The 11,575-nt window shown below is 64.0% G+C and carries 11 protein-coding genes; 5 read left to right on the top strand and 6 right to left on the bottom strand.

The window, feature by feature from the left end:
- A partial coding sequence (locus EN969_RS04200) for an exopolysaccharide transport family protein (protein ID WP_127418997.1) occupies positions 1-2,234 on the top strand: 2,234 nt, incomplete at its 5' end.
- Positions 2,235-2,280: 46 nt separating this feature from the next.
- Here the strand turns inward: EN969_RS04200 and EN969_RS04195 are convergent.
- Together EN969_RS04195 and EN969_RS04190 are read right to left on the bottom strand one after the other, a co-directional pair.
- Positions 2,281-3,117 carry a GNAT family N-acetyltransferase gene (locus EN969_RS04195; RefSeq protein WP_063167776.1) on the bottom strand — a complete coding sequence of 279 codons (837 nt, stop codon included), beginning with the start codon at positions 3,115-3,117 and terminating at the stop codon, positions 2,281-2,283.
- A 4-nt stretch (positions 3,118-3,121) separates the two neighbouring features.
- Positions 3,122-4,345 carry a GNAT family N-acetyltransferase gene (locus tag EN969_RS04190; protein WP_063167777.1) on the bottom strand — a complete coding sequence of 408 codons (1,224 nt, stop codon included), beginning with the start codon at positions 4,343-4,345 and terminating at the stop codon, positions 3,122-3,124.
- Between the two features lie 91 nt (positions 4,346-4,436).
- On the opposite strand from EN969_RS04190, the gene EN969_RS04185 reads away from it, so the two are divergent.
- Positions 4,437-5,495 (top strand): polysaccharide deacetylase family protein, encoded by a 1,059-nt coding sequence (locus tag EN969_RS04185; protein ID WP_063167778.1) that lies wholly within the window; start codon positions 4,437-4,439, stop codon positions 5,493-5,495.
- Positions 5,496-5,510: 15 nt separating this feature from the next.
- On the opposite strand, the gene EN969_RS04180 is transcribed toward EN969_RS04185, so the two are convergent.
- Positions 5,511-5,726, bottom strand: a complete 216-nt coding sequence (locus EN969_RS04180; protein ID WP_063167779.1) for a DUF2842 domain-containing protein — start codon at positions 5,724-5,726, stop codon at positions 5,511-5,513.
- 198 nt (positions 5,727-5,924) lie between these two features.
- Between EN969_RS04180 and EN969_RS04175 the strand changes: the two genes are divergently transcribed.
- Positions 5,925-7,016 carry a COX15/CtaA family protein gene (locus EN969_RS04175; protein WP_082826667.1) on the top strand — a complete coding sequence of 364 codons (1,092 nt, stop codon included), beginning with the start codon at positions 5,925-5,927 and terminating at the stop codon, positions 7,014-7,016.
- Between the two features lie 25 nt (positions 7,017-7,041).
- Here the strand turns inward: EN969_RS04175 and EN969_RS04170 are convergent, their stop codons facing one another.
- Genes EN969_RS04170 through speB form a run of 3 tightly spaced genes read right to left on the bottom strand, consistent with a single transcriptional unit; the run spans position 7,042 to position 9,845 of the window.
- Complete coding sequence (locus EN969_RS04170) at positions 7,042-7,884, bottom strand: aminoglycoside phosphotransferase family protein (protein WP_199489656.1); 843 nt, start codon at positions 7,882-7,884, stop codon at positions 7,042-7,044.
- Positions 7,881-8,807: an N-acetyl-gamma-glutamyl-phosphate reductase gene (gene argC, locus EN969_RS04165; protein ID WP_013532212.1), complete on the bottom strand. Its 927-nt coding sequence runs from the start codon at positions 8,805-8,807 to the stop codon at positions 7,881-7,883. The genes EN969_RS04170 and argC overlap by 4 nt, the downstream gene beginning before the upstream one ends.
- A 30-nt stretch (positions 8,808-8,837) precedes the next feature.
- Positions 8,838-9,845 carry an agmatinase gene (gene speB / locus EN969_RS04160; protein WP_013532211.1) on the bottom strand — a complete coding sequence of 336 codons (1,008 nt, stop codon included), beginning with the start codon at positions 9,843-9,845 and terminating at the stop codon, positions 8,838-8,840.
- A 123-nt stretch (positions 9,846-9,968) separates the two neighbouring features.
- Between speB and EN969_RS04155 the strand changes: the two genes are divergently transcribed.
- Together EN969_RS04155 and EN969_RS04150 are read left to right on the top strand one after the other, a co-directional pair.
- A complete protein-coding gene (locus EN969_RS04155) occupies positions 9,969-11,177 on the top strand; it encodes an acyltransferase (RefSeq protein ID WP_013532210.1) in 1,209 nt (402 codons plus the stop codon).
- A gap of 96 nt (positions 11,178-11,273) precedes the next feature.
- Positions 11,274-11,575 (top strand): glycerophosphodiester phosphodiesterase family protein (locus tag EN969_RS04150; RefSeq protein ID WP_281059996.1); only part of this gene is annotated, 302 nt, incomplete at its 3' end.

Below are 11,575 nucleotides of genomic sequence, written 5' to 3'. Positions count from 1 at the left end.
ATCTCAGGCAGCTCTTCGCCAGCCTGGCGAGGAATTGGCTGCGTATAGGCCTCGTCGTCCTGTTGGCGACCGGGCTGGCCTTTGCTTTCGCCTCGCTGGCAACCCGGCACTACAAGGCCGAGACGCAGGTGGAGATCGCGCCGCGCGAATCCATCTACACGCGGCCGGCCAGCAACAACAACGACACCGACAAGCCTATTCTCGACGAGCAGGGCGTCGCCACCCAGGTCCAGATCATTTCCTCCAACGAAATCCTCAAGCAGGTCTCGCAAAAGCTTGGGCTGGAAAAACTGCCCGAGTTCAATGAAGCGCTCGACATGTCGGCGCTGAGCCGCGCTCTGGTCCTGGTCGGCCTGAAAAGCGACCCGATGGAAATTCCGACGGAAGAGCGCGTGCTCAAGAAAATGCACGAGAAGCTCAACGTCTACGGCGTCGAGAAGACCCGCATCATTGCCATCGAGTTCTCATCGGAAGATCCCAAGCTCGCGGCCGCCATACCGGACGCCATCGCTGCCGCCTATATAGCGGGGCAAGGGGCGGCCAAGCTCGAATCGAACAGCGCCGCGGCAGACTTCCTGGCGCCCGAGATCGCCGACCTGCAGCGGCAGGTCAAGGATGCGGAGGCGAAGGTCGCCGCCTACCGAGCCCAGTCCGATCTTCTGATGGGTGGCAACAATTCGGTGCTGGCCACCCAGCAGCTTTCGGAACTGTCGAGCGAACTGTCGAAAGTGCGCGCCAACCGCGCTGCGGCCGAAGCGACCGCCGACGGTGTGCGCAGGGCGCTGCAGAATGGCGGTTCGCTGGACGCAGTGCCGGAGGTTCTGTCATCGGACCTGATCCAGCGCTTGCGTGAGCGACAGGTCGAATTGCGCTCCAACATCGCCGATCTGTCGACGACGCTGCTTGGCAATCATCCGCGCATTCGCGCGCTGAAATCGCAACTGTCCGATCTCGACGCGCAGATCCGCAGCGAGGCCCAGAAGATCATGAAAGGCCTGTTGATGCAGGCCGAGACGGCAAAGGCCCGCGAGAACCAGCTCGTCGCCGACGTCAACACATTGAAAGCCGCTTCGGCGCAGGCCGGCGAACAACAGGTCGACCTCGACGCACTGCAGCGCGACGCGACCGCCAAGCGACAGCAGCTCGAACTCTACCTGACCAACTACCGCGAAGCCGCTTCGCGCCAGGACCGCAACTATCTGCCGGTCGACGCCCGGATCGCCTCGAAGGCGTCGGTTCCCTCCGAGGCCTATTTCCCGAAGGTGGGGCCGATCGTCGGCGCGGCTTTCGCCGCATCGCTGCTGATCATGGCCATCGTGACGCTTCTGCGGGAGCTGTTCTCAGGCCGCGCGATGCGGCCGGCGAGCGGTTCCCGTTTCGAACGGATCGATGAGGTCGCGATGCCCCATGTGGCGCAGACGCCGGCCGCCAAGCCATTTGTCCGCCACGAGCCTGCCGTCTTCCAGGAACCCGTCATTCACCAGGAACTGCCTGAACCTGCGCATGAAGCCGATGCGGAGCCTTTTGCCGCTGCGATGCAGGCCATGGCCGAGGCGCCGGATGCGGTCGCAATGCCCGCTACGGCGGCGACAGAGCAAACGGTTGTCGAGCCCGAACCGGCGCGCTCCACCCTGGGCGAGATCGACATCGAAAGGGCTGCCGAAAAGCTGATCTCAAGCGGTGCGGCGCGCGCCATATTCGTCTCGCCGGAAGGCGACGAGGCGGCTGCATCGGCGATCCTGGTGGCGCGCGAAGTCGCCGACGCCGGGCTGCGCGTGCTGTTGCTGGACCTCACAGCGTCGGGGGCCGCCTCGCGGCCGATGCTGGACAGCGGACTTTTTCCCGGCATCACCAACCTGCTCGCTTCGGAAGCGCAGTTCAGTGACGTCATCCATGCCGATCTCTACTCGGACTGTCACGTCATTCCGGTCGGAACCGCCGATCCGGTCCGCGCCATGCGCGCTGCCGACCGGCTGCCGATCATTATGCAGTCGCTGACAACGGCTTATGATCTGGTCGTGGTCGAATGCGGACCAGCCGACGCGCAGGGCATCGGCCGTCTGACCGGCGACGCCACCGAGGTCTTTCTCTCCATGCTGGAGGCCGACGACGAGGTGACGCAGGCTGCCGTCAAGCTGATCGAGAACGGCTATCCCGACCTGACGCTGGTGACGCCGCTCGGCCACGAACCGCCCGGCAATCCGGTGCCGGGACGGCGCACTGCCGCCGCCTGAGAGAGCTGCGGATCGCCTGGCGGAGCCGTTCAGCGGTTCGCCCGATCTAGCCCAGTTCCAGGGTCGTTACGCCGAACACCCTTTGCAGGTCCAGTTCCGGGGCAGGCCCCTTGTACATGCGCGTGGTGGTGAAGGTCGGCGCAAAGCCGGCCGCATCGAGCGCAGTTATGAAACCGGTGTTATCGGCGGGGACGTCGATATGCAGCTCGCCGCCCTCACAGGCACCGGCCAGTCCCTCCAGGAGTTGCGAAGCGATTTCCATGTCGTCGGCAAACAGCGGGCCGATCTTGAAGCCGGATCGGCACCGGCGCACCACGCCAAAGCCGGTGACGCCGCGCGAACCGATTGCCGCCAACCCATGATGCGGTTCTTGCAGCCATCGCTTCAGAAAGGCGTCTCGGGGCGCCGGAAAGCAATGGGCGTCATAGGCGACGACATCGGACAGGAGTTGCGTTGTAATCATCCGCAACCCATCGGCCCTGGCCGTCGGGCCTGCCTTGCGCCCGGTGAAGCGGATGGTCTCGTAGGCCGGCGCGAAGCCCTTGCGCCGGTAATTGGCCTGCTGCTCGGCGACGCCGTCAAGGCCGACGGTCCGGCCTGCAAGCCTTTTCATGCCGGCGTCCCACACCGTCTTGCCGTAGCCCATGCCGCGCATGTCAGGCCGGGAGATGTAGAGGCCGATGAAGCCGAATTCGCTGCCATAGGCCACGGCCGAAATTGCCGCGACCATGTCGTCGCCGACAAAGGCGCCGATGAAGCCTTCGGGGTCCGCCGCCTGGAGCATCGCCGGGTCTTCAAGACCTGGGTTCCAGCCTTCCGCAGCTGCCCAGTCGACGAGAAGCGCCAGTTCCTGCAGGGACAGTGTGCGGATGATCGGCGTCATTGCGTTAGCTATCTTCTTCCGAGGGCGCCGCCTGGCCGGCGGCTTTGCGGCGCAGCACCTTGGTCAGCTTCCAGATCGTCGGGCTGTTCTTGACGAAGGCTTTCAGCCGCGCGCCTTGCCGAAGCGTCAGCGCCAGCATGCGGCCCTTCACGGTCAAGGGGACCAGCACTTCGAAATGCCGCGTTTCGATATCGCACCACAGCCGCTTGTAAGGCTCATCTCCTACCGAAAAGTCATACACCTCGAAACCGGTCTCGCAGGCTTCCTGGATGTTGTCGAAGAACAGGAAGTCGCCGGGGCTGGCGTGCCCGAGATCGTCCTCGGCGATCGCTCCGAATTCGCAGATCAGGCGTTTGCCCGAGCGGCTTGAACCGGTAATGGCGCGCAGCTTGCCGGCAACCTCGAGCCCGTGCAGCACGAAGGAAGGCTTGTCCTCGCTAAGTGCTTGCGAAAACAGCGCGCGGAAGAAGCCGCGCACCTGCGCGTCGCCGAAGACGTTGGCGATGCCCATCTTGCGGAAGCGGAGTTCCTTCATCTCGAAGAAGGCGTCGAGCAGCCTGTCGATCTCGTCCGGGGTGCGTGCCTCGATGCGCCGGTGGCTGCCGACGGTCTCGAATTTCCGGATCTGCGACCGGTGCTTCTTGCGTTTGCGTTTGCCACTGGCGCGAGAAAGCAGCGCATCGAAGCCGCCGGCGAGATCGACGGCCAGCGACAGATTGGGGCTGGAAAAATGGTCAAGCGATGCGAGCGGATTGGCGACGCCGTCGAGATCGGGCAGCAACCGCTCGAGCGCGACCAGATCGATGTCCGGGCGTGCCTCGGCGATGGCCGCCAGCACCGATCGGAGGGCCGGCATATCCACCTTGGCCAGCCAGTTCGGGTCCGCGGCGACGAAGTTGCCGTTGGCGTGGCGCCCACCCATGAAGCGGGCGATCCGGAACGGCCCCTTCGAGGCAACCTCCAGCGCCAGCGAAAAAACCGGTTTGCCCTCGGCACTCAGCGTCGCGACGAGCAGGTCCGGTCGTGTCTCGGCCGCCCAGTTCAGGATCCAGGCAGCACTCTGCGCCGGACCAAACAGAGCCGAGCGGCAGAACTCGGCATAGGCCGCCAGTCCGTCCGTGGACGCCACCGAGATCGACAGGCCGGCACGGTCCCGTGGCAAGGCGCGCGACGATGCCTCGGTTGCCGCAAGCCGATTGCCGTCAAATGACGCAGTTGCGTCAACCATACCTCAATCCTTAGGGCGTATTGGTCGCGATTTGGGGGTTCGCATAGGCGCATTCCGTGCTTGGATCAGCCTAGGCGCAAAAGGTGAATGAATGATCGACGGCGGGGAGGCAATCCGGAAACTGGCGCTGAACGTCGCCCGCTATACCGGCCTTGCACCGCTGGCCAAGCCGTTCATCGGCGGCATTGGCGCCATCCTGATGCTGCACCGTGTTACCGCGACGCCGGAAAAGCCGGACGGCGTCAACCGGCATCTGAATATCGCGCCCGGGTTCCTCGATGCCATGATCGCCGACATGAAGGCGCATGGCTATGCCTTCGTCTCCATGGACGAAGCCGTCGAGCGCATCAAGGCGGGCGGCAAAGGCGGTCAGTTTGCCACGATCACCGCCGACGATGCCTATCGCGACAATATGGTCGAGGCGCTGCCGGTGCTGGAGAAGCACGGCGCGCCGATCACCATCTATGTCGCGCCCGGGCTGATCAACGGCACAGCCGACCTGTGGTGGGACGTTGTCGAGGACATCGTCAACGCGCGCGATACCTTGACGCTGACGCGGCCGAAGGGTCCGCTGACGATCGATTGCTCGACCCCCGCGAAGAAGCTGCAGGCCAATGCACGCCTGCACGCCTATCTCACCTCCGAAATCCGCGAGAAGGACCTGCAGGCGGTGTTGCGCGATCTGGCTCGCGCAAATGGCATCGACGCCGACGGTCCGCGCCTGCGCACATTGATGAACTGGGACGAAATCCGCCGCATCGCCGCGCATCCGCTGGTGACGATCGGCGCCCATACGATCAACCACAGCAATCTGAAGCGGCTCTCCGAAGCCGATGCCCGGCACGAGATCGGCGCCGTGCGCGCCATGTTGCTGGCCGAACTGGGCGAAGAGCCCCGCCATTTCGCTTACCCCTATGGCTATGCGAGTGCCGTAGGCTGTCGCGAAGTCGGCTTTGCCCGTGACGCAGGCTACACCTCTGCCGTGACGACGCGCCACGGCGTGCTGCGCGCCGAACATGCCGGGTTCCTGCAGGCTTTGCCGCGGATTTCCGTCAACGGCCGCTATCAGAGCCTCGCCCATATTCGCACCATGCTGTCGGGCGTGACGACGCCGCTCGCCAATGCCGGCAAGATGGTCGTCACCATCTGACGCTGGCGGTTTCGCCTAGCGCTTGGCCCTCGGCTCCAGCATCAGCCATTTGATGATGCCCATTGCCGGCAGCACCCAGACCAGGCCGCTGAGCAGGAAGAACAGGAAATGCACCCACGGACCCGACTCCGACAGCCGGGCGACCGCGAAGATCGATGCGACCAGCGCATAGATGATGACCAGCGCCACCAGCAGAAACATTCCGATCAGCTTTTTCAGGCGCAGGGGCATGGTTGGTCTCCTGATCGAGCATGCCGGAATTTGCACAGGCGGCCTGGCAGGCTCAAGGGGTAACGGCCTCGCATAGGCCTTGAGGCGAGACTGCGCAACCGGTGAGACGCGGCGCGACGGCGTGCCGCGCCGGATGGTCTTGCCAGCACGGGTGCGATGGTCCACCAATCCGCCAAATCAACCTGCCGGGACAAGATCATGGCTGCCATATCAGCTGCCGCGCCATACGTCGCCCGCGACCGCGACCTGCATAACCGGGCGCTGCTGCGCGCCTGGCTCTATGTGGTGCTTCTGGTGCTGTTTGCGCTGGTGCTGGTCGGCGGCGCCACCAGGCTCACCGATTCCGGCCTGTCGATTACGCAGTGGAAGCCGATCCATGGCGTGATCCCGCCGCTCAACGATGCCGAGTGGCAAGAGGAATTCCAGCTCTACCAGCAGATCCCGCAATATGCCGAGCTCAACAAGGGCATGGGCATCGAAGCGTTCAAATCGATCTTCTGGTGGGAATGGGCGCATCGCATCCTGGCGCGCAGCGTCGGCCTGGTCTTCGCCTTGCCGCTGCTGTTTTTCTGGGCAACGCGCCGCATCGAGCGCGGCCTGGGTCGGAAACTCGTGGGCATTCTGCTGCTTGGCGGCCTGCAAGGCGCCATCGGCTGGTGGATGGTGGCCTCTGGCCTGGTCGACCGGGTCTCCGTCAGCCAGTACCGCCTGGCGACCCACCTGACCCTTGCCGCACTGATCTTCACCGCCACCATGGTGGTCGCGCGCGGGTTGGCGCCGCATTCCGAGCCTGCCGCCGATAGGTCGACGCAGAGGCTGGCCGGCTTCATCGTGCTGCTGGCGCTGATCCAGATCTATCTCGGCGGCCTGGTCGCCGGGCTCGATGCGGGTCTGAGCTACAACACCTGGCCGCTGATGGACGGCAAGATCATTCCCGGCGATCTGCTGATCCTCGAGCCGGCATGGCGCAACTTCTTCGAGAGCCCGAAGACGGTGCAGTTCGTCCATCGGCTTGGCGCTTACACGGTATTCGTCGTGGCCTTGTGGCACATGATCGCCACGCGCCGGCGGCTGCCAGGCTCGACGCATGCGCGCCGCGCGACGCTGCTGTTTCTACTGGTGCTGGTGCAGGCCTCGATCGGCGTCGGCACGCTGCTCATGCATGTGCCGTTGCATATGGCGCTGACCCATCAGGGATTTGCGCTGATCGTGCTGGGCTTTGCAGCAGCCCATTGGCGCGGCACCAAGGGCGCCTATCCCTTGCCGACGGGAATAGCGCTCAGGGGCTGATCCCGAGCCGATCTACTGGGTCGGATCAGAAGCTTGCCCGCACCGCCCGGATCGCCTTGACGATCGACAATTCGCGATTCTCCTCGACCGCATTGTCGTCCTCGTGATGCCAGGACGCCGACAGGCATCCATAGGCAATGGCATGATCGAGGATAGCGGTCGGTGTCTGGCTCAGTGTTCTGGCAAAGATCTCGGCCATATCAGCGATCCGCTTCGGATCGAGGCAGAGATCGTCCCGGTCGAGCGGGTTGTAGAACATGTTCGCCGCGTCGAAGCCGGGATCGCCGAGCACGCCCTTCGGATCGATCGCCAGCCAGCCGCGCGGCCCGTGCAGGATGTTTTCGTGATGCAGATCGCCATGCAGGGGCCTGATGTCGTGCGGATCGGCCAGCAGCCGCTCGGCGATGACGGCTGCCTCGACATAGAGGCTGTCAAGGCCGGCGTCGCGATCGGTATTCGCCTTGTCGAACAGGCTGGCGAAGCGTTCCCGGAGCGGCTGAAGCTCGGGCGGGTAGGGGGCTTTCCCCCGTGAAAACAGTTTTGCCATCAGCTCCGCCGCGATTGCGGTCGCGGCAAAGTCGCCCTGTTCGTCGAGAACCTGCTGCAGCAGGGTTTCACCGGCATATTCGAGCAGCATGCTGTGGCCGTCGCGGCCGAGCAGACGCACCGCGCCTTCGCCGCGCCGCCAGGCGAGATAGTGCTCTCCGCGCAACTCGTCGGCGACGTCATCGAAAGGCTTCAGCGCCTTGACGATCGCCGGCGATCCGTCTTCGCGCAAAACCTTCCAGATGCGGCTCGAAAAGGTCTCGGCAACGAGTTCGGGCGCGCTGACTTTCCAGCGCGCCGGAAAGGCTGGCGTGTCCATCAGAGGCCGAGCATCAGATCCATGTTCTGGACGGCGGCACCCGAGGCGCCCTTGCCGAGATTGTCGTAGACCGCCAGCAGCAGGGCCTGCGCCCGTTTGTCGTTGGCGAAGACATAGACCTTCATCCGGTTGGTGCCGTTGTAGATCTCCGGATCGATCTCCGGCATGCGCTCCGAATGCGCATAGGGCGCCACCTCGACCACACCGCCCTTGATGGCGGCGAAATGGTCGGCAATCGCCGCATGCAGCTCCGCACCGGTCGGCACATGGTCGAGGCCGCCGAGTTGCAATGGCACCACGGTGATCATGCCTTGCGCGAAATTGCCGACCGCCGGCTGCATGATCGGATCATGCGACAGCCTTGCATAGGCCCTCAATTCCGGCACGTGCTTGTGCTGCAGGGTGAGGCCGTAAGGCAGGAATTCCGAGGCGTCCTCGCCCTTGGCGACGTAGTCCTCGATCATCGGCCGTCCGCCGCCGGAATAGCCCGAAATGCCGTTGACGGTGATCGGAAAATCGGCCGGCAGCAGGCCTGCTGTGACCAGCGGCCGCAGCGTCGCGATCGGTCCCTGCGGCCAGCAGCCTGGGTTGGCGACGCGCTTTGCCGAGGCAATCGCCTTTGCCTGGTCCTTGTCCATCTCGGCGAAACCATACGCCCAGCCCTCCGCCACGCGATGCGCGGTCGACGCATCGATGACCCTGGTGGTGTCGTTGGCGATCAGCGAGACGCTTTCCTTCGCCGCGTCGTCGGGCAGGCACAGGATAGCGACATCGGCGGCATTGAGGAACTCGGCACGTGCCGCCGTTTCCTTGCGACGCTCGGTGGGGATGGAAATGATCTCCAGATCACCGCGCTCGGCAAGCAGCGCCCTGATCTGCAGGCCGGTGGTGCCGTGTTCGCCGTCGATGAAGATTTTCGGTTTCATGGGTTGTTCAAATTCCCTGAGTTTTCAAGACTATATGCCCTGACCCTGAATCACTGCGGCACCATTGTGATTGCCGTTGTTCAGCTCTTCAAGCCGGGCTTTCCGTTCAGCAAGCAGACCGAGATATTGCATGGCCACCATCGAGCCGGCGATTGCCGTTATATCGGCGTGATCATAGGCCGGCGCAACCTCTACGACATCGGCGCCGACAATATCGATCTGGTTGAGCTGGCGCAGAGTCGACAGGATCTTGGCCGAGGACGGGCCGCCGGCAACCGGCGTGCCTGTGCCGGGCGCATAGGCCGGATCGAGGCAGTCGATGTCGAAGGTGAGATAGGTCTTCTTGCCGCCGGTGCGGTCGACAATGGCGTAGGCAATGTCGGACGCCCGCATCTCCTCGATTTCATGGCCATGGAGGATCTTGATGCCGAACGTGTCGGGCGCATGGGTGCGGATGCCGATCTGGATCGACCGGTCGGGATCGATGATGCCTTCCTTGACGGCGCGACCGACGAAGGAGCCGTGGTCGATGCGCTTGCCGTCGTCCGGCCAGGTGTCCTGGTGGGCGTCGAACTGCACCAAAGCGAGCGGACCATGGATGGCGGCATGCGCCTTGAGCAGTGGCCAGGTGACGAAATGATCGCCGCCGAGCGTCAACAGGAAGGCGCCTGATTTGAGGATCTTCGCCGCTTCGCGCTCGATCGTGCCGGGCGTCTTCTGATGGTTGCCCGAATCGAGCAGGCAATCGCCATAGTCGACGACCGCCAGATGCTCGAACAGATCGCGTGAAAAGGGATATTGCGGGTCGTTGTCGAGGATCGCCGAGGCACGGCGGATCGCCTGCGGCCCGAAGCGGGCGCCAGGCCGGTTGGTGACGGCGGCATCGAAGGGAATACCCCACACCACCGCATCCGCGCCCTTCACGTCCTTGGTGTATTTGCGCCGCATGAACGACAGCGCGCCGGAATAGGTCGGCTCGAACGCGGCGCCCGTTTTGGAACGGGCGGTGAAGGCGTTGTCGATGGTGTGGTTCGCCATTACGGATCCTCGTTTTTCATCGGGTTGCAACAACTACAGAACCGGCACGGAAGATGCCAGTCATAGCTTGGCGAGACGGAATGGCGCTGCCCGAGTGCCACGGCAAGACAGGATTGTATCATCATGACGCAGACCGCGTTTCTCAACCCCACCCGTGCCGCGGCGTCGACCCACACCGGCACGGTCGCCGGCGAACGCTTCCTGGTCCTCGATTCGTGGCGCGGCATCTGCGCGCTTCTGGTGGCGCTGTTTCACTTTCCTACCGGTTCGACGATTTCGCAAAGCGCCTTCATCGGTTCGTCCTACCTGTTCGTCGATTTCTTCTTCGTCCTTTCCGGCTTCGTCATCGCCAGCAGCTACGGCGATCGGCTCAACCAACCGGGACAGGTCGCGCGTTTCGCCCTGGTCCGTTTCGGCCGCATCTACCCGCTGCATCTGCTCATGCTTGCCGCCTTCGCCGGTTTCGAGCTGCTGCGGCTGATGCTGCCGCAATTGCACGGCACGGGGGCTGCCCCCTTCACCGGCGGCTTCGACCTCAACAGCCTGCTTGCCAATCTCCTTCTGCTGCAGGGTGTCGGCTTCGAGGATCAATTGACCTGGAATGCGCCGAGCTGGAGCATTTCGGCCGAGTTCTTCGCCTATCTCCTGTTTGCCGGCGTGGTCTTCGTCGCCGGCGTGCGCGCCTGGATATGGTTCGTCGCGGCCGCCGTCACCGCGCCGCTGTTCCTGCTCGGCTTCTCGACCCATCATATGGATGTGTCCTTCGATTTCGGCTTCATCCGTTGCCTGTACGGCTTCTCGCTCGGCGCCTTGCTGGCCTGGTTTCAGCATGATTCCATTGCAGGGGCGCGACAGGCTCTCGCCAGGGGCGGCCCGCGGATGGACTGGACCCTTGCCGAAATCGTCATGGTGGCCGTCATCGTGCTTTTCGTTTCGCTGGCGGGCGACAATGACTTCGGCATCGCGGCACCCCTGGTGTTCGCGCTGGCGCTGTTTCTGTTCGCCCATGAGGGTGGCTGGATCAGCGCCTTGCTCAGAGCCCCGTTCATGCTGACGCTCGGCGCGCTGTCCTATTCGATCTACATGGTCCACATCTTCGTCCAGGCGCGCCTGATCAACGTCGCGGGGCTCGTCGAGCGCAAGCTCGGCCTTGGCCTGATCGGCGACTTCATGCTGCGCGGCCAGCCTGCCACCGGCTTCGGTGCCGGCTGGACGGGGGCGGTGGCGATCGTCGTCATGCTCGCCGCTACCATTGCCGCCTCCTGGATCACCTGGCGTTTTGTCGAGATGCCGGCCATGGCGTGGTTCCGCAGGCTCTCGAAACGCATCTGACGCACCTGCTGCGAGTATTCCGCTAGCCGGCTTCGTTCACCCAGATGTCACGGGCGTCGCCTATCCGGGTGTCGATCCGGCAAGGAGCGATTCTCGATGCGGACCATCTGGCTGAGTTTTCTGCTTTACACGGCCGTGGCAGCCGCCTCTGGCCAGGCCTTGGCCGGCGAGACCCGCGCCAGACAGATCCTCGACCGCTTCGAGCATGCCAACCAATGGCGCGATCACGTCATGGTGGCTGCGCATCGCGCCGGCAGCATGCAGGCCGGCAAGACGCTCTACGCGGAAAATTCGATTGCCGCCGTGGAGGGCTCGATCGCCATGGGCGCCGAAATCGTCGAGGTCGACATCAGGCGCTCGAAGGACGGCGAGTTCGTCGTCATGCATGACAGCTGGCT

Origin of the sequence: Mesorhizobium sp. M7A.F.Ca.CA.003.01.2.1 (assembly GCF_003998945.1) — a bacterium.
GTDB classification, from domain to species: domain Bacteria; phylum Pseudomonadota; class Alphaproteobacteria; order Rhizobiales; family Rhizobiaceae; genus Mesorhizobium; species Mesorhizobium ciceri.
This window is presented reverse-complemented; position numbering and strand designations above follow the sequence as displayed.

Bases quoted from the DNA above. Each gene is read 5' to 3' on its own strand.
- EN969_RS04195 (WP_063167776.1), bottom strand. From the start codon at position 3,117: ATGACGCCGATCATCCGCACACTGTCCCTGCAGGAACTGGCGCTTCTC.
- EN969_RS04190 (WP_063167777.1), bottom strand. From the start codon at position 4,345: ATGGTTGACGCAACTGCGTCATTTGACGGCAATCGGCTTGCGGCAACC.
- EN969_RS04185 (WP_063167778.1), top strand. From the start codon at position 4,437: ATGATCGACGGCGGGGAGGCAATCCGGAAACTGGCGCTGAACGTCGCC.
- EN969_RS04180 (WP_063167779.1), bottom strand. From the start codon at position 5,726: ATGCCCCTGCGCCTGAAAAAGCTGATCGGAATGTTTCTGCTGGTGGCG.
- EN969_RS04175 (WP_082826667.1), top strand. From the start codon at position 5,925: ATGGCTGCCATATCAGCTGCCGCGCCATACGTCGCCCGCGACCGCGAC.
- argC (WP_013532212.1), bottom strand. From the start codon at position 8,807: ATGAAACCGAAAATCTTCATCGACGGCGAACACGGCACCACCGGCCTG.
- speB (WP_013532211.1), bottom strand. From the start codon at position 9,845: ATGGCGAACCACACCATCGACAACGCCTTCACCGCCCGTTCCAAAACG.
- EN969_RS04155 (WP_013532210.1), top strand. From the start codon at position 9,969: ATGACGCAGACCGCGTTTCTCAACCCCACCCGTGCCGCGGCGTCGACC.